This window comes from Achromobacter sp. Root565 (genome assembly GCF_001427425.1).
GTDB classification, from domain to species: domain Bacteria; phylum Pseudomonadota; class Gammaproteobacteria; order Burkholderiales; family Burkholderiaceae_B; genus Achromobacter; species Achromobacter spanius_D.
In genome coordinates, this window is record NZ_LMGO01000009.1 from 33,731 (window position 1) to 49,910 (window position 16,180).

General features: G+C 60.1%; 17 protein-coding genes and 1 pseudogene. 5 read left to right on the top strand and 13 right to left on the bottom strand.

Features of this window, described 5'->3' with window-relative positions; translation table 11 throughout:
• Positions 1 to 201 precede the first annotated feature (201 nt).
• Together ASD71_RS26130 and ASD71_RS28110 are read right to left on the bottom strand one after the other, a co-directional pair.
• On the bottom strand, positions 202 to 2,781 hold the full coding sequence (locus tag ASD71_RS26130; RefSeq protein WP_056571335.1) for an autotransporter outer membrane beta-barrel domain-containing protein: 2,580 nt from the start codon (positions 2,779 to 2,781) through the stop codon (positions 202 to 204).
• 675 nt (positions 2,782 to 3,456) lie between these two features.
• Complete coding sequence (locus ASD71_RS28110; protein ID WP_156395320.1) at positions 3,457 to 4,671, bottom strand: hypothetical protein; 1,215 nt, start codon at positions 4,669 to 4,671, stop codon at positions 3,457 to 3,459.
• An 876-nt stretch (positions 4,672 to 5,547) separates the two neighbouring features.
• Here ASD71_RS28110 and ASD71_RS26140 point away from each other — a divergent pair.
• Together ASD71_RS26140 and ASD71_RS26145 are read left to right on the top strand one after the other, a co-directional pair.
• Positions 5,548 to 6,324 (top strand): hypothetical protein, encoded by a 777-nt coding sequence (locus ASD71_RS26140; RefSeq protein ID WP_056571338.1) that lies wholly within the window; start codon positions 5,548 to 5,550, stop codon positions 6,322 to 6,324.
• Between the two features lie 2 nt (positions 6,325 to 6,326).
• Entirely contained in the window at positions 6,327 to 6,989 is a 663-nt protein-coding gene (locus ASD71_RS26145; protein WP_056571340.1) for an SOS response-associated peptidase, read from the top strand.
• A gap of 118 nt (positions 6,990 to 7,107) precedes the next feature.
• Here the strand turns inward: ASD71_RS26145 and ASD71_RS26150 are convergent, their stop codons facing one another.
• Complete coding sequence (locus ASD71_RS26150; RefSeq protein ID WP_056571342.1) at positions 7,108 to 7,326, bottom strand: cold-shock protein; 219 nt, start codon at positions 7,324 to 7,326, stop codon at positions 7,108 to 7,110.
• A 112-nt stretch (positions 7,327 to 7,438) separates the two neighbouring features.
• Between ASD71_RS26150 and ASD71_RS26155 the strand changes: the two genes are divergently transcribed.
• Entirely contained in the window at positions 7,439 to 7,747 is a 309-nt protein-coding gene (locus tag ASD71_RS26155; RefSeq protein WP_235512357.1) for a hypothetical protein, read from the top strand.
• Between the two features lie 917 nt (positions 7,748 to 8,664).
• Here the strand turns inward: ASD71_RS26155 and ASD71_RS26160 are convergent.
• Together ASD71_RS26160 and ASD71_RS26165 are read right to left on the bottom strand one after the other, a co-directional pair.
• On the bottom strand, positions 8,665 to 8,904 hold the full coding sequence (locus ASD71_RS26160) for a hypothetical protein (protein ID WP_056571344.1): 240 nt from the start codon (positions 8,902 to 8,904) through the stop codon (positions 8,665 to 8,667).
• Between the two features lie 228 nt (positions 8,905 to 9,132).
• The gene (locus ASD71_RS26165) at positions 9,133 to 9,744 is read right to left on the bottom strand and encodes a hypothetical protein (RefSeq protein WP_056571346.1); all 612 of its coding nucleotides are present in this window, start codon (positions 9,742 to 9,744) and stop codon (positions 9,133 to 9,135) included.
• Between the two features lie 162 nt (positions 9,745 to 9,906).
• Between ASD71_RS26165 and ASD71_RS26170 the strand changes: the two genes are divergently transcribed.
• Positions 9,907 to 10,269, top strand: coding sequence for a response regulator (locus ASD71_RS26170; RefSeq protein WP_056571348.1), 363 nt, complete (start codon positions 9,907 to 9,909; stop codon positions 10,267 to 10,269).
• A 170-nt stretch (positions 10,270 to 10,439) separates the two neighbouring features.
• Here ASD71_RS26170 and ASD71_RS26175 read toward each other — a convergent pair whose 3' ends face one another.
• The 8 genes and pseudogenes from ASD71_RS26175 to ASD71_RS26210 form a co-directional block, all read right to left on the bottom strand.
• Entirely contained in the window at positions 10,440 to 10,826 is a 387-nt protein-coding gene (locus ASD71_RS26175; protein ID WP_056571350.1) for a hypothetical protein, read from the bottom strand.
• Positions 10,823 to 11,233, bottom strand: a complete 411-nt coding sequence (locus ASD71_RS26180; RefSeq protein ID WP_056571351.1) for a M15 family metallopeptidase — start codon at positions 11,231 to 11,233, stop codon at positions 10,823 to 10,825. The genes ASD71_RS26175 and ASD71_RS26180 overlap by 4 nt, the downstream gene beginning before the upstream one ends.
• A gap of 3 nt (positions 11,234 to 11,236) precedes the next feature.
• Entirely contained in the window at positions 11,237 to 11,680 is a 444-nt protein-coding gene (locus ASD71_RS26185; protein ID WP_056571353.1) for a hypothetical protein, read from the bottom strand.
• 125 nt (positions 11,681 to 11,805) lie between these two features.
• Positions 11,806 to 12,021: a hypothetical protein gene (locus ASD71_RS26190; protein ID WP_056571355.1), complete on the bottom strand. Its 216-nt coding sequence runs from the start codon at positions 12,019 to 12,021 to the stop codon at positions 11,806 to 11,808.
• A gap of 13 nt (positions 12,022 to 12,034) precedes the next feature.
• A complete protein-coding gene (locus ASD71_RS26195) occupies positions 12,035 to 13,036 on the bottom strand; it encodes a tail fiber protein (RefSeq protein WP_056571357.1) in 1,002 nt (333 codons plus the stop codon).
• 115 nt (positions 13,037 to 13,151) lie between these two features.
• Positions 13,152 to 13,793, bottom strand: a pseudogene (locus tag ASD71_RS26200) (terminase large subunit domain-containing protein); the annotation flags it as partial.
• Between the two features lie 3 nt (positions 13,794 to 13,796).
• Complete coding sequence (locus ASD71_RS26205) at positions 13,797 to 14,327, bottom strand: terminase small subunit (RefSeq protein ID WP_056571359.1); 531 nt, start codon at positions 14,325 to 14,327, stop codon at positions 13,797 to 13,799.
• A gap of 405 nt (positions 14,328 to 14,732) precedes the next feature.
• The gene (locus ASD71_RS26210; protein ID WP_056571361.1) at positions 14,733 to 15,065 is read right to left on the bottom strand and encodes an HNH endonuclease signature motif containing protein; all 333 of its coding nucleotides are present in this window, start codon (positions 15,063 to 15,065) and stop codon (positions 14,733 to 14,735) included.
• Positions 15,066 to 15,550: 485 nt separating this feature from the next.
• Between ASD71_RS26210 and ASD71_RS26215 the strand changes: the two genes are divergently transcribed.
• Entirely contained in the window at positions 15,551 to 15,913 is a 363-nt protein-coding gene (locus ASD71_RS26215) for a response regulator (protein ID WP_056571363.1), read from the top strand.
• The last annotated feature ends 267 nt before the right edge of the window (positions 15,914 to 16,180 follow it).

A 16,180-nucleotide genomic window follows, 5' to 3' on the forward strand; every position in this document is an offset into this window, starting at 1 on the left:
GTGGATGCCGAGACGGACAAATTCGCCCCTGGCCCTTGACGATCCAACCCTGATTTTCGCAAGGGTTTCCCCTATTGCCGGGCCGGAGTGCCAGCAGTAGATTTGAGTTGCCGGGCTGTCTGACACCCATCGCGTGCGAAGCCGGGCAGGAGCGCCTCAGACTCACCTTGAGCTGGGGCGCTCTTCCATTTCAGCCCCCCATCACCACTGCACTCGAAAGCCGATCATCCCGCCCACGGAGTGGTTGTCGCTCATGTTGTTGGTGGCGCCGGCCAAGCTCAAGTTGCCGTACACGCCGTAGCGCCCCTTGTTCCATTGATAGGTGCCGCCCACGCCAAGCTCTGCCCAAAGCCGCTCGTCCCGGCTCCGAAAGGCCACGCCCCCCACGTTGACGTTGGTGCCATTCATGAACTCGTTGTAGAGATTCGCGACGACGTACAAATGGGTTTGGCCCGCTGCGCCCGCTGCGACGCCTGAGCCGGGTTCGTAATCCAGCGATACGCCGAGGCGTCCGCTGAGACTGTCGCCATCGTCCAGGCGCACCTTCGCACCGAACGGATCCGTGAAGCTGTCGAAGTCCACGCGGGACCGGACCAATTGCGCCTGCGGGGTAAGCGACCACCCGCTGGCGATGGGAAAGCGATAGCCGGTCTCCACCGAGACGGCGACGCCGTTTCCGTTGTTGCCCTTCACCTCCCGCCGCCCGATCGTGCGCGACGAGATATCGCTGTCGAACCACATCGCCTGCAACTGCCCGTCCACATAGAACCCGCTGGCGCCGTACCACGTCAGACTCGCGCCAACTCCGGTGCCGGTCGAGTCGATCTTGCCCCGCCCGTACGGAGATCGGATATCGGCCGACGCGCTGCCATGAGACAGATTGACGCCCGCCACCAGCATCGACCCATCCGCCCGGCGGTTCGCTACGACGTCGATCCCGGTTTGCAGCTTCCACAGATCGACATCCCGGCTCGATTTGGTGGCCGACTGCGACGGCGTCATTGAGCTGGTGGAACCCTGAATGCGACCCCAGCCGCCAAACTTCTCGCCCGTGGCGGGCTGCCCGTCCGTCCGCCAATAGCGGTTGCCGACGCGTTGCTGCAACGTCGGTAAGGAATTCAGGGAAGCGAGTACCAGGGGATATTGTTCATAAAGCGGTACGCCGGGTTGATAGCGCGGTCCGTCTTCCGGGCCGCCGGGAATTTCCTCCTCCGGCGCGCCGGGTTCGGGTTGTGGTTCGGGTCCAGATCCGGGTCCCGGGCCAGGTCCAGGCTCAGGTTCGGGCGCCGTCTCCGGCGCCGTATACGCGGACACGAGATACCAATTTCCATCAGCCGGCGTTTCGTTGCCGCCGCGCCGCAGCGTGTACGCATACGCGCCCGCAATCACGGCTTGCTGTCCGCCTTCGGTCTGATAATCACCTCTGAGCGTGAACGCGTTGGCGGGAGACGCACCGCCGATCTCAATAACCCGGATACCGTTTACCGTCTGCGCGCCACCGCCGTTCAGATTGGTCACTTTGACGGCAGTATTTCCCGCAACGTCTCCAACGACAATCAACTTGTCCGTGGGTGAATCATCACCGCCGAGCGCCGTCTGAAGTTGCAGCAGCGAGCCGCTGCTGCCCACGTAGTTTCCAGTGATGGTCAGCGCTCCCAAAGACGCCCCGGGCGATACTGTGCCTGCATTGACGACACTTCCAACCCGACCGATCCCTTCCAACGTACCGCCGGCAAGTATCTGCATTGCCGCACCGGACAGATCGCGGTTGACCTGGAAAATACCCGTGCCACCAACCTGCGCGACCCCGGTGAAGTCGCGATGATCCGCGTTCAGAATGGTGCGCCCGGCCATCGCCTCGATCCGGCCGCCCCCCACCAACCCAGTGTTGGAACCCATCGCATTGTTGGCGCCGTTATTGATCGAGGCGTCGAACACATAATCGAGCGACGTGTGATTGAAGAGAACCCGACTGTCGCCCGGACCAAATGAAATTCGAGCGGTGTTCAAAGAGCCAGGCGCGACCAATGCGGCCCCCGAGTCGCTGCCGATGACGATCGTGCCGCTTCCGGGAGCAGCCGTCGCCAGAAGCATCCCGGGCGCAGAGACCTTGCCCCCCTCGGCGATCGTCAACTTGCCTGTCCCTAGCGTGCCGATCTGAATGGGCGAAGCGGAAACCCATTGTGATGCTGCCCCGCGAACCGTCACCGCGCCCGTTCCTTCAGAGAACCCGACATAACTGGAGTCCGTCGAGACGTATCCGCCGTCCGCGATAATCAAGCTGCCGCTGCCGGACATCCCGACAAATAGCTGCTGCGCGTTGATCCATTGCGAGCCCGCGCCGCTGATGGTCACAATACCCATCCCATCATCAAACTCCCCGATGATGGCGCGCGGACTCCGTACGACACCGCCCGCGGCCACCGTCAACGTCCCCGCCGCGATCCAGCCGACATTCAACACGCTTGCGCTGTTGCCAGACAATTCCCATCGCGCGCCTGCACCGGTAACCGTAACCACGCCCGCACCACCTGCAATGCCCCCCAAGTAGGCATCCAAGCTGGAAACCACGCCGCCATTCGAGATGTTCAGCGTACCGTCTCCCGCATTTCCCACCGCGAGCTCGCCGTTGACATTCCAGGGAGACGCCTGCGTCCCAGGAACTGTTACCGTCTGCCCACCCTCGATTGTTATCTGAGCGATGGACACACAAGGGAATGCCAGGAGGGAGAGCAACGACGAGCGAGAAAGCACGCCGGCGTGCAGAGGGTTGTTTTTCATGAAACGTCCTCCGATCGGGATTCGGTATCAGCACATGCGAAACATGAGATGGCCTGGGCTGGGACTACGCACGGCCGCGGCGTCAGGAGCGCCTTGAAGATTATTGAGGATAGATCTTTCGGATGAGCGGGAGTAATACCGGTGACAGGAATCGTGGTTCCGCTGCAACGGCAAAAAACCTTTCCAGACTGAATTCGGTGGGAAAAACGCTCAGCTCACCGCCAAATGAATCAGCCGCCAGTATGGGCGGCTGCGAGCCTTGATTTTCATTTTGTTCCCTATGGCGTGGGGGGTGATGTCGTCGTGCTTTGCGCAAGGCGATTTCATCCAGTTTCGTGACGATTAAGCCGGTTTCCGAGCCGCATTTTTTCTCGCTCGCCCCACCGAGAACGCCCCTATCGCGTCATGCCCGCGCCGAAAACAAAACAGCCGCCATTGCTGGCGGCTGCGGTACCTGATTGCTCAGGATTTCTTTGGTAGGCCCCCCGAGAGTCGAACTCGGCACCAACGGATTATGAGTCGGGCGATTTAGAAATAGACACAAATAAATATCACTTCAAAATCAATGAGTTGCGGCGATAGCCATCCCTCAACTAGAAGGTGATCTAGTACCCTTTCATCAGAAATTCGACTGGTTTACGTCAAGATTACGTCAAGGTCCCGCTGCCCCGGACATCACTTTTCGTCGTCCCGCTGAAATGATTTGATCCTGCCTGGTGCAGGGTCTAGGCGCCTCAGTACATCTCGAGCCCAAGAGAGCCATTCGACCGCTCCCCCTTCCGCTTGAGTCTCCTGTTCGATGTGTCCAATGTAGTCCTTCAAAACGCATGCTTCCCTCCACCTGTCGGCCTCATCAAGCAAAGCTCGTTCCAGTTCAAGTCGAGCGTGCTTTTCACGCATTTGATGTGCTCTAACCAAAGACAGGTTCTGTCTCAGCTCTTCTTGCAGACGACGTTCTTCATCGCGCTTAGCAACTGCGGCCCTTCGCTCTGCCTCGGCGATTTGCTTGCTAAGGATTTTCTCTTTTGCCCGTGCGACGGCGCGATACAGGTAAACGAATACCTCGTTTAGGCGATTCTCCCAAGGACTCGCTACGGACTCGTCAAGCACCTTGATGTTTGAGTACAGAACGTGACAGTAAATGCGCAACGTGCCTTTAGGTTTGGTCCGGCGCCGCGAGCCCATTCCGTTTTCTGAGGGTGTTCCGTCTTCGTGAAACAGCTCGAAGCCAGTACGGTCCCCCACACGAAGCCAAATTCGAACGTCTTCGATTTCCAGTCGGATGCTGTCAGAATTTTCTACGGTGGGTTCGACGGAGAATCCCCGAGACTCTGCCGCGAAACAGAGTGCATTTAGCACAGCCAATCCACGCTCGTAGGAGTGAAGCGTCACCCTGGCTGCTACAGCCCTGTGCTTGGGAAAAAGATAGCTCCCCTCGCGGAGAAACGATTGCCATCTATAGCCGTCCATCGAGGGCTCTCGGTGCGACCGTAGTGTTTTCTTCGCTTGGCTCGCTTCGTAGATTTTTTCTTCCTGCTGCCATTCTTTAACCCGGTCCAGCACGCAGTTGCGAAACGGAATCAAAGCGCTATGCCACCGACCAGCAGGTGGCATCACGATGCGCGAAGTGTCATCTGCCTCTGCGGCGATACGGTCGACCAAGTCCGCGGTGATGGGACTTCGCATGCCCGCCGGCAGGAATGGCTTTTCGGACGCTTCGAGCACATACGACTCTCGCCCACCCGCAGGCGGAAGCGGCGTCCTCTCTACCGGCTTTCCCGCCTCAAGCTTCATCCAGTGCCCAGCAGGAGGTGTCGGAACAGCCAGGGCCTTGCAGATCTTTCTCAGACCATTGTCGGACAACCCGTACTCCTGACACAGCTTCGTCATTGGAGTTTTCCACACCTGCCGGTACAGCGCATCACGCTCTATGACCTTTCGCACCTTAGCCCCTCTAACCGAGATCTGTTGCCGAGCCCAGGATATCAAGTGCTCGCGTCGGATGTAACAGTCAGATGAAAGCGAGAGTTCGGACTGTCGCGATTCTGGTGCGGTGCCCTGTCTTCTTCTGTGCGCAAAGCATTGCACCCGTATCACAATATGTATACTGTTTCTAAATCAATCTGTTTGGAGACGACTCGTGCAGCATGAATGTCCGTACTGCTCAGGAAAATCCGTGCCAAGAAACTTGGGCAAGAGAGCCGGTACTGCTGTAGGCGGGGCGGCTGGCGCCGTCGGCGGCTATGTCGGAGCTTCTGCCGGAGCCTCCTCGGGCGCCGCAGCCGGTGGCGCCGTCGGGGCGTTTTTTGGCGGAGTTGGCGCAGCTCCAGGCGCAGCCGTGGGCGCTATTGTTGGCGGCGTGATCGGGGCACTGGGCGGATTGGGCGCAGGAGCATTTGCGGGCGCCAAAGCCGGTGAGGTCTTAGACCAGAATATGCTCGACAATTTTGAGTGTGTCGATTGTGGAAAAACTTTTTCCGCCTCGTAGATCAGGTCTTTCAGCTAGATCAGTGACGGAATCCTAATCCGCACGCCGCCCCCAGTGCGAATCAGGGATACGCCACCAGGAGTTTCAAGGCCCCGCAAGCAATTGCGGGCCTTTTGTTTTGCTCCGCAAAAGCTGCTTCACTCCGCAATTCACGCGAAATCAGCGGAAGCCCCCGGAGAAGACTTCTCAAACTGCCGCGCTCAAATTTGCGCGTCGGCCCTAGCGGGACGCATCGCATTGGCGCTATCGTCGAGCTACGAAAATCTTGGAGAGAGCAGTTGAACGCGTGTGCAATTCCGCAAAGCCCCTGGCCTCCTGAGGCGCAGGCTGGCTTTAAGTATGTCGGCTTTATCGACATTCTTGGTTTCTCAAATCGAGTGCTTGCGAACTCGGAAACCGTCATCAATGAATATCAAGAATTCTGCGAGCTCTTACTTGATGGGGACATCGACCAATCAGTCGAGTTAACGGTTTACTCAGACGCCATCATGCTCGTCTCGGATAAGCTGGCTGCGTTGGCGCATTTCGCGCAAGCTGTTTGCTTCTTCGCCCTGAATCGCAACTTGGTCGTTCGAGGCGGAATCTCTTACGGACGATTCTGGAGTAAGAGCCATGCAAGAGGGTTGATGGTGGTCAGCGAAGCGCTGGTTCGCGCCGTCCAGATGGAAAAGGAAATTGGACATCCTGCGGTGGTCTTTGACGAGACCATTGCCTTTCCTGATCCGTTTTGGGCGGAACACCTCGCAGATAGGGAACATACTGTAAGCCGCCCTGTGATTCACTTCGATGGGTTGAACATGATCAACCCCTTCAATACGTTTTGGTTTCGGACTGCCCGCACAAGAGTACTCGGACGGCTTGAAGAAGCGACGCGTCCCCAACACCGGGCAAAGTATGAATGGTTTCTGAGCCTGTGGACCGCCATGAATGAGTTCGAACCAATGACACCGGTGGGCGTCGACGAGCGCTTGATGGCCACAGGAATTTTGGAACGGATACCTTTAGACGATACCGCCCCAGTCCGGTCTTACAGAATTCCGCCTGACGAGCTCTAGCTATGTGCAGCCACTACCAAACGCTGAAAGACGCCGAATTGCTGCTGAAGACGTTCGGGGTGACCAGGCCGGGCGTGCTCGGGAAGTACGACATGTGGCCGCGCTACCAGGGCATCTTCGTACGCCAGCCGCCCGAGCATGACGCGGGCGACGAAGCTGTGCCTGACTTGGAATCAGTGGTGGGGCGCTGGGGCCTGATATCCGGCTCTACCCGCCCGGACGCCTTGGCCGGTGCAGAGAAGCTGTCGACCTTCAACGCACGCGACGACCGCGTCGCCAACGCGTTCACGTTCCGCAATGCCTGGCGTAGGGCGCAGCACTGCATCATCCCTGCCGATGCCATCTTTGAACCCGACTGGCGATCCGGCACGGCGGTAGCAACGCGCTTCACCCGAGCTGATGGTGCCCCGTTGGGGCTTGCCGGACTGTGGGACCGCTACCGCGATGCGGCCGGCCAGTGGCAGGAAAGCTACACCATGCTCACCATCAACGCCGACCAGGATCCGCTCCTCCGCGACTACCACCAACCCAACAAAGAAAAACGCATGGTGGTGATCCTGCCCGAGGGAGCACACGATGATTGGCTGACGGTCAGCGCCGAAGAAAGCCGCGATTTCCTCGTACCCTTCCCCTCCGACAAGCTCCTCGCGACCCCGATGGCCTGACGCCTGCCGGCAAGGTTTTCTGGCGCCCCAACGTAAAAGGCCGAATCCCCTGTTTCAAAGGATTCGGCCCCACGTGCTAGGTGCCAGCCCGCTTGCCTTGAGGCAAGCCAGCCAGTTCTTAAATCGGTGTGATCATGGTCGCCTGGGGACCTTTCTGTCCTTGGCCGGCGACAAACGTAACGCGCTGGTTCTCTTCCAGAGATTTGTGCCCGCTACCCTGAATCTCAGAGTAATGAGCGAAGAGGTCCTTACCGCCCTGCTCCGGCATGATAAAGCCGAAGCCCTTGTCGTTGTTGAACCACTTCACAATACCAGTTTCAATCTTACTATGGGTCATAGTCGGTCATAAAGATATGACCGTTTCAACCTGTCACATTTAGCGGACAGCGCAGGAAGACTTTCGCCATTGCAATATACTGGATGGATAAACAGTATATTGCAGCAGGATCATGCTTTGCTCTGTCGTCCGCACCCACTATCTCGGCCAAAAGCGCCGGGACAATGACCCCGCGCCAGCCGTGTCCGGCACCGTGCGGATGTACTCCATCACGCGCGAGGACATGCGCCGCCAGGTACGAGTGATGACGATGGACGGCCTGGCCAAGTTCGGCGCGACCGAGAAAGGCCCCATCCCCGACCTTCTCGAACCGGAACTGCTCACCTTCTGTTCTGACAGGGGCATGATGGTCTGCGGCTTCGAAGAGATCGACGGCCGGCGGTATTACCAGGGATGGTGGATGCAGTGGCTTGACGGCTGAGCCAACGCGCGACGCTGCGATCCGTCGGACGAACGATGGCCGCGATGGCCGCATCGGGGGACACTGGATCAAGGGGCGGTCCACCGCCCGCCCCACTCGACCCGCAGGGGAACGAAGGACGGCTCATAATGCCCGCCGGTTCTAGACTGTCTGATGTGGTTCTCGAATTGCCCGATCATTCGACGTGCCGAGTACAACGCCGACTCGTCGTCGCACCAGGCCGCCGCGGCACCCTTCACACGCAGTTCATTTGCACGCTTCCCACTGGCGAACTGGTGACATGGCTTTCAGGGAAGAGGTACCGATTGCCCGACGGTAAGGTAGGTATAGCGGTAGCAGATACGCCCGAGAGTATGCTAGCTCCCGAGTCGGGACACTAAGCAGAACGAACGGGCCCATGGCGGGTCCCCCGTGTAACTCCTATTCCACTCGGCGTAACCGGCGGGGCCGTGAAACAAGTTGCTCCACCTCAATGCCTAACCCGTCAGCAAGACGCTCCCTACTTGTGGCGGGCAAGCGCGCGAACTCCGTTTCCATCGTCAGATACGACGACACACTTACGCCCAGTCGCTGCGCAAGGGCTAGCTGATTCAGTCCGAGGTACTCGCGCCAGGCGCGTGCAAGCGTCCAATGGTTATGAACCGCGGCGCTGACAACTTCATGCGGGATCAGGCCATTCAAAGGAATTCGTGGCTGCGCAGATTGGTCGCGAATCGGGAGAGCCGACCGGTCAGTCGAAGGCGTGATTAATTCGTCCTCTGCCGCACGGTGGTGGTCGTCTGCGGGGGAACTCGAAGCATCGACAGGCCTCGCCGGAGAGGCAGCTGCTAGTTCGAGCAAGCGCTGATACTCAGCAAAGCGCAGCACCACGAACGCAGGGACACCATCCACGTGTAATATTTTTGGGCCGATTTCCTTCATCGCCCCTCCTCCCTTACTGTGATCTGCTGCACTTCCACCGCACCGTCCAGCACTCGAAGCCGGACGTCGTAGTTGCCGGCCGTCATGCTGTACTGTTCGGCGCCGGACGATAATCTTGCCTCGTCTTCGATCCGCCAGCGAAACCCCTCCACCGCATCAACGATTCGGCGCTGATCCGCGGTCGCCAGACCCAGCACCGCTTTCGCGGCCTCTGGCTGCCAATCAATTTTCACCATGAGGCGGTTCCTCTCCGTTCCGGGGCTTCGGGCCGACCCCATACAAACGCCAGCAAACGTCACAAGCCTCGCATTCTTGGTCGTTGTACGACGGGCCGGCGCACTGGGTCAACCCTTCCCCACCGGTGCAGTATCTCCGTCATGTGCCGCCCCCCTCTCGAGGCAAAAATAGCCCCTACAGAAAAGGGGCATGGTCAAACATTCAATCGGGAGGGGGAAACGGCAGGCCTAAAGCATCTTCTCTCGCGCCTGTTCCGCCCTCGACGCGCCGATGGCACTCTCGACTTTCTTGACCTCTTCAGGCGGAGGCAAGACGGCTGGGAACCCAAGCGCCTCAATCCAAAGCTCGCGCGCCCAGCCCATCGTGTGATACAGGTGATGGTCCTCGTCCTTTTCTACAGCGTCGTAAGCCTTTTTCAGCACCTTTGCTTCAACGCCTGAGAGCTTGTCAGCCACTAGCCCAATCAGCTCCCAGTTTTGATGGTCCTTCGTCTCAGCGAGCACCACGCACTCGGCGGCCACAATCTGCGCCGCCGCCGGGTCACCGGCCGTCTTGGCAAGTTCGATGGCTGCAACCAGAGACTGACCATGGTGCCGCACAACTTCACGACTGGGAACCTCCTGGGTCGGATCTAAGCCCAATTCTTCAAATACGGTCAGCAGCACCTGCTTGTGGGTCGTTGTCTCCTCCAGGTAGCCCTGCCACTCCTTTGCCATATCTTCGTTTGTTGCACAGCTCAACGCCGCGGTATACACCTCGATGCCGCCCATTTCTGTTTCTAGCGCCTGGAACAGCAGGTCCTGAATCTTCGCTTTGTCGCCCTTCTTGCTGGTAGCCATACGGTTCTCCGGTGACGAAAATGATGTGCATCGCGCACGCTTAAGCCGGCACGGCAAGTTGCGTTCCCGCCCCCCCCGTTTGCTAAAATTGGACTCCCAATCTCAGCTGCCACCCATCTGCGGAAACGCGAACCCGCGAAACATCATTTCGAGGCCGAAGCCATGCGTGTTCTTATCATTGACGACGACCAATTGTCGGCGGAGATGACCGCAGAATGTTTGATGATGTGCGACTCCGTGTCCGTCAAAATTGCGGGGGACGGTGCATCCGCCCTCAGGCTCGTGAGGGAATTTGCACCCGAGCTCATTTTTTTGGACGTACACCTCCCGGACGCGTCGGGCGTCGCTCTGGCGCCGCAGTTGAAGGCCGAAAGTTCCTCACCTGCCGTGCAGATCGTCATTCTGAGCGGAACCGCTCACAGAGACTCGACGGAATATCCAGAGGGCATCGACGCGTGGCTCGATAAGCCAGTGAAGATTGACACCCTTCTGGCGTTTGTTTCCCGCAAGGCCAAACCGGAGTGACTTCAGCCGCCGCCCGTCATTTGGGCCACGCTGCGACCGTCGCCTGGTGCTTGGCAGTACATATTCCGTATCGGACCAACACCTCATCCTGCAGCCAGGCCTGCCAATCGTCGTAACTGGCGGGCGCCTGCGGCGGATCGGGAATTTCCGGACACGGCGCCGCTAGGCCGCTATCGAGCGGTGGCACCGCGCGCGGCACGTACAGCGTCCGTGAGGGTCCGCACCCGGTCAGCATCAGGCCGGCAACCAGCAGGCAGAGGATTCGCATTTTTCAAAGCCTTGGAAAGTGCGCCGATCGACGCGGTAAGTTCGGGGCCGATCGCCGCCGCAGCGCGAGCGTTCTCGGCCATCGACTGCAAGTCCCGGTTGGTTTGCTCGATCGAGCCGCGCGCGACCACCAAGTCATCGGCATTCCGCTCCAGTTTCAGCTCGGCCAATTCCTTGCCATGGACGGCGCCCAGCACATACCAAACCGCGCCAGCGCCTGCCAGCGCCGCCGCTGCATAGCCCCTCCAACCCAACAGCACGCCGGCAAACTTCTTGGCGCCGGGCATCATCCTGCTGCCTTCCAGCCGCGCGGCAATTGGAAATGCGGCCCATCCTTGAGCGTCTTCCAGTCTCCACCCCACTCCACGGGCACACCCACCGTTGCGGCGCAGGCCTTTACGACGTAGGCCAAGTCCTTGAACTTGGCCCAGTCGTTCCAGGGAATGGCACCTCCAACAAGCGGCGCCAAGTCGACCGCATGGCCGTAGCCGTCCGCCTGCCGCAGGTGCAGGCCGTTCAAGGTCTGGCTCTTCCCCGCCGCCACCAGCTCGCGCTGGCGCTCGGGTGTCCGCAGCCCTTCCACCACCGTGAAATCAACAGTCGTGCGAAGAATGGCACTCTTCACGACCTCGATCAAAACGGGATGAACGCCGTCTAGACGTGCCAGGCTGCGCAGTGACAATCGAAATTGCGCCATCGCTCAGCCCTCCCCGCCTGGCCGACGCCACGGCAGCCGCGCCAACAACTCATCCAACCACGGCAAGAAGCCCTGATCGCGCATGCGGGACATCCACCGCATGTACGCGCCTAACACCCACCATGCCGGAAGTCCGGCAAGCAACATGCTCGGCCCCAACACGTAGAACTTCGCCAGCAACGCGTCGTCGCTGCCAGCGCCATGCTGAGCCAGCCATGTCATCGCATCCATCAGGCCCGGCTTCCAAGCGATAACGGCCCCGGCCAGCGCCGGCCCGAACATGAACGAACACGCGACCGTCGAGACCGTGCGGACGGTGAACTCCCGCGCAGTCCGAGGCGGCATGATGAGCAAGCCAAGGATTGCGGCGACTGCCGCAGGCACGCCGTACGCCATTGCGACCTTCAAAGCCGCGAGGCCTCCCAGCCCCGTAGAACCTGGTTCCATAGTTGCACTGCTCCTGTTTTGGGTCAGCATCTCAGCCTCCCTTATCAATAAAAAAGCCCCTCAAGGGGCTTGAATTCATGACATGTCTGGGAAAGTGGATCCGCGTGAAGGCGGCCACAAATGGGTCAAATTGCCAATTGCTCCGGGTGCTCTTCGAAAAGCCAAGCGCCTGCGCTCCACCGGGCGCGTTTGTCATCCGGCACCTCCGGAATCGGTTGGTCAATCGCTCCACCCGGGATCAGGAATCGCCCGGGGCGAATCGGGTTTTCGAACGCGACCGCTTCGCCCACCAGATATCCCTCGGCGTCTAGCTGACAAACAATCTTGTAGTTCTCGGGCATCACCGCCTCCTATCTATTGATACTTCACACACGCGAGTCGGGCGACGTTGCGCGGCCGAGTCGTGAACCGCGATACCGGAGTTCCGCCCCCGGACGATGCCGCCAGTGCCGGACTTCCTCCGTTAGTCGTGGAATCTGCATTTGATGGGGACAATACGACTGGACTGCCCGTGGTTGAAGCGCCCGGGGCGGCAAGAATAGACGTCGCATCCTGCGCGCTACCGACGACGCGGGCAGGGTCGATCCCGCGTCCCATGTCAGCGCCGCGAATAAACTCGCCCCGCCCCTCAGGCGCCCGGAAATTAGTGGTGCCGTTACCCCCGTACATGGTTCCGATTCGCGCGAAAAGTGCCGGGAAATCAGAGATATTCAGCAGCGCGCCATCCTCTGCGATGTACCCGGGTGGCGGTGTCGTGCGGCTGAAGTGGCGCGTCTCCGCGCATTCGGCGCTGATGTACCGACCGACCGCGCTGTCCCAATAAAGAATGCCGTGCGGGGGCACGAGTACCGGTCCTCCCTGATCCGAAGTTGGGATCGTCGGAAACGTCCGCAGCCCAGCGAGCGAGGCGGCCAACTGCGCATAGTGCTTCGCCGAAAAATCGCCCTCCGCTACAGGCGCGCCGGTCTTGACCGCCCAATCGCGGGCCACCGCCGCATTGTGCTTTGCGGAGAACTCACCCGCATCTACTGACTCGCCAACCTTCGTAGCCCATTGCCGCGCCAGAGCAGCACTATCCCGGGACTCTGCTGCTTTCTGGCCGGCGCCTTGCTGCGACGAAGCGGCGGCATCTGCCCGCGATGCGGCAGCAGCCCGACTATCGTTCGCGGCGTTTGCGCTCATCGCCGCGGCCTTCGCGTCGTTATCCGCGTTCACAGCGGACTGCGTCACCTCCGCCTGCAGGGCATTGGTCTCCTCGGCAAAGCGCGGGAGCGCCGCCATAAAAACGTCAGCCCTTTCCGCGAAGTTCTCAGGGTCGCTCCGGCTGGGCGGAACCGGCAAACTTGTGATTGCCATCAGGTAAGTCCTTCAATTTCAAGATTGCAGAAATTCACCATTTCGTACGCGACGTCGATGGAGAAATCTTTGTAGAACCCGTAGATCGTGAGTGGGCCGTACCCTTCGGCGTCGGTACCCACCCCTCATCGCGGGAGACCTGGCCGCCCAACGCCTCCATGAACATCGCCGCGGCATTCGCGCGCTTGCCGAAAAGCCACAGCTCGTCCACCAGAACCCGACCAGACTTCTTCCCCGATACCGTGTCGGTGTCAGCCGCGACAACCTTCAGGCTGTTGCGCGTCACGCGATGGGTGATGGTGCGCACATGGTCCTGGACGTGGAACATGTCGGACAGTTCTTCGTCAGCCCGGATCATCGCGGCAGCCGGCTTGAAACTGTTGTCGGCGACTTCCTTGGTTGGCGCCAGGATCAAGTGTTCCTCTTCTTCGCGCCAGCACATGACCAATGCAGTCAGCATGATGCCGGCAGCAATAGTCGATTTCGTGTTCTTCTTGCTGATCAGTAGCCCGTACTCGCGGATCAACTGCTTCCCCGTGGCCGCCTCATATCCTCCAAAGATGACCCGTACGAAGTCAAACACCCAATCCTCGCTGCACTCCCCAAAAGTCGGTTTTCCGGGCAGGTCCACCACACGCAGTTGCTTGAATATCTCCAAGGCGTATTCGGCTTGGTCTGCGAAGATGGGCGGGGGAATAATTGACTGGCGCGCTCGCAGGCGTGCCGCCCAATCCGGGCAGGCAGTAGTCCAAGACATGGCTTAGCCCTTCCCAACAACACGCAGGTGGGTCGGAGGCGGTGGCGGAGCGAATCGCCCACCAGTTGCTGCCTTACTGGCGGCTTCCTGCTTTGCGCCTTTCTTGCCTTGGTCGGCAATTTTTCCGTGCGTGAACGGCATCAGCGCTTTGGCCGCTTCCAGCCGAAGCTTCGGCTCTTCTCCCACGTCGTTCATGATGGCCACGAGCACCGCCCGTGGGTCCGAGGTGAGCCCGAGAGCTTTCAGGCCGATCTCGTCCATAGGATCAGAGCCGGTGGCCGTGTCTTGCGATCCGCCATCCGCCGATGCCGGCTCGGCCTGAGCGGCCGTTTTGTTAATCGGTTTTTTGTTAACCGATTTGTTAACTTGTGCCGTGCGCCCAAGGGCCGCCAGCACATGTTTGTCACGCATCAATCGGGCGGCTGCTTGGGCCGCCCCGTTTTCGCTGTAACCCGCATGGGTAGCGGCTTTCGCACCGGATAGACCCGACAGCAGCGCGTCAACAAATCGGCGCTTTTTGTCGGTTAATGCCATAGGTTTTGGTTAACAAATAAGGGTTAACAATTTTCCAAAAGGGGGAAATTTTCCGTGCGTGAGGGAACAGGTGGTTTCCAGTCTCGAACCGCCGTAGACTTCTGACCCGCCCCCCCTGCCTGCCGCCTGACCACCGGCCGCCACCCCTCTGCCGATGCCTCAAGGAGCCGCGCAGAGGCCCTACAGGGCGCGACGCTTGACCGGGCAGGCTTCGGGCCCGGCCTCGATGCTAGGCGCCCTACGGCTTCCTGCTGGCGTGGACGGACAGGCCGCGCCTGATCAATCGTTCCACCTTGGTCATGTCCGGCGTTGCGCCGGTCAGGCGTGCCGCGACGGCGACGCCGGCCAGGTACCAGCGAACTCACCACGCGACTCGAAGGGAGAGCTTGACTGTGATCTGTGCCATTACGTGCGATTCCTGTATCCCATGTCCTGCCGCGTCTTGGCGTCGTGGCATCCGACCTTGCGCCCGTGCGCATCGCGCGAGACGCAGAGCACCTGCGAGTTCTCGTCGGTGTCGGCTCCCCCATCGTTCAGGCTGACCTTGTGGTCCAGCTCGAACCCTTCCGGGTACGCGGTCACCGCGCCGCAGTGTGCGCAGTGCGGGTCAGCAGACCAGACGCGCAACCGGCGGTCTTGCAGCTTGCGGCCCGTCATGCGCTTGGTGCTGGGCGTCGGCGCAGCGGCCAACCTGGAGCCAGCCATTGCAAGGCGCGGCTTGAGTGTCGTGAGCTTCATACCTGCACCGCCTTGCCACGAAGATGCGCGGCATAGGTTCGCACCAAGCCGCCTATAGCATCGACACGGTTGATGTATTGAGACATCAACCGTGCTCGACATTCGCGCCTGGCCCCCGGGGCCAACCGATTGATGCCGGACACCTTGCGTCGGTACATCTGATCGCACTCCTTCAGCATCTGACGGGCGGCCGCGCACAGCGCAGCGGCTGCACCCGCACGTTCCGCATTGCGGATATCGCGTCGAACAACCGCTTCGAAATCTCGTCTGCACATGGGCGCACCTATCTATGTTCTTGCCGGGTGCTATCCACTGCACACCGCCCGGCGGCGATGATCAACCTCCCGCACGCCATGCCCAGCGCGCGGACCCTCGATAGCGAGAGGGAGGAGTAGTACGATATGGACCCGCGATGAACGCCCGGCGGCTTGGGCAGTCGATGCGGCAGGCTATCTATAAGGTGACTAGAGAAGGAGATCACCGCAATGCGCATCCTGATCGTGGACGACGACACCGTATCCGCCGAACTGACGGCCGAATGCTTGATGATGGATCCCGGCATATCGGTCCAGCTCGCGCACGATGGTGCAACTGCGCTACGAACCATTGCCGAGTTCGCCCCCGATGCTGTTCTGCTTGATGTCGAAATGCCCGATGCGTCCGGCATAGATCTTGCGCCCCAGCTTAGAGCGATGAGCACTGGACGCCCGCCGCGAATCATCATCTTTAGCGGCAGCGTTCGAAAATCCCCCGGGTTTCTTCCCGAAGGCGTTGACGCTTGGCTTACGAAGCCTGCGCATCTTGACGCGCTTTTGGCGTGCATTTTCGGACCGCACGAAGGCCAGTAAGCGGCTGGACGCTTGGTGATAGCGGGCTCCTTTTACATCCACCTGCGCAACAATCGGTTTTGCCGCTTGTGAGCGTCCATGTAAACTGGCCGCCGCCTGTCCAGGTGGGGCGGCCTCGAGTCGATCACGGGCCTGATCCGTGTGTCGGCTGACGGTCGGCAGGTGCCAGCCTGCAACCCGCCACCGTCTCTTTTGCCGCCAACCTCTCGCAGGCGGTCAAAACACTTAGTGTGAAATTCCCCCCGCAGCTTTGGCGAAAATCGTCTC

Coding starts and splice junctions, on each gene's coding strand:
- ASD71_RS26175 (WP_056571350.1), bottom strand. CDS start 10,826: ATGATGCCCGGCGCCAAGAAGTTTGCCGGCGTGCTGTTGGGTTGGAGG.
- ASD71_RS26210 (WP_056571361.1), bottom strand. CDS start 15,065: ATGAAGCTCACGACACTCAAGCCGCGCCTTGCAATGGCTGGCTCCAGG.
- ASD71_RS26130 (WP_056571335.1), bottom strand. CDS start 2,781: ATGAAAAACAACCCTCTGCACGCCGGCGTGCTTTCTCGCTCGTCGTTG.
- ASD71_RS26205 (WP_056571359.1), bottom strand. CDS start 14,327: ATGGCATTAACCGACAAAAAGCGCCGATTTGTTGACGCGCTGCTGTCG.
- ASD71_RS26145 (WP_056571340.1), top strand. CDS start 6,327: ATGTGCAGCCACTACCAAACGCTGAAAGACGCCGAATTGCTGCTGAAG.
- ASD71_RS26155 (WP_235512357.1), top strand. CDS start 7,439: ATGCTTTGCTCTGTCGTCCGCACCCACTATCTCGGCCAAAAGCGCCGG.
- ASD71_RS26195 (WP_056571357.1), bottom strand. CDS start 13,036: ATGGCAATCACAAGTTTGCCGGTTCCGCCCAGCCGGAGCGACCCTGAG.
- ASD71_RS26160 (WP_056571344.1), bottom strand. CDS start 8,904: ATGGTGAAAATTGATTGGCAGCCAGAGGCCGCGAAAGCGGTGCTGGGT.
- ASD71_RS26215 (WP_056571363.1), top strand. CDS start 15,551: ATGCGCATCCTGATCGTGGACGACGACACCGTATCCGCCGAACTGACG.
- ASD71_RS26185 (WP_056571353.1), bottom strand. CDS start 11,680: ATGGAACCAGGTTCTACGGGGCTGGGAGGCCTCGCGGCTTTGAAGGTC.
- ASD71_RS28110 (WP_156395320.1), bottom strand. CDS start 4,671: ATGACGAAGCTGTGTCAGGAGTACGGGTTGTCCGACAATGGTCTGAGA.
- ASD71_RS26190 (WP_056571355.1), bottom strand. CDS start 12,021: ATGCCCGAGAACTACAAGATTGTTTGTCAGCTAGACGCCGAGGGATAT.
- ASD71_RS26165 (WP_056571346.1), bottom strand. CDS start 9,744: ATGGCTACCAGCAAGAAGGGCGACAAAGCGAAGATTCAGGACCTGCTG.
- ASD71_RS26180 (WP_056571351.1), bottom strand. CDS start 11,233: ATGGCGCAATTTCGATTGTCACTGCGCAGCCTGGCACGTCTAGACGGC.
- ASD71_RS26170 (WP_056571348.1), top strand. CDS start 9,907: ATGCGTGTTCTTATCATTGACGACGACCAATTGTCGGCGGAGATGACC.
- ASD71_RS26150 (WP_056571342.1), bottom strand. CDS start 7,326: ATGACCCATAGTAAGATTGAAACTGGTATTGTGAAGTGGTTCAACAAC.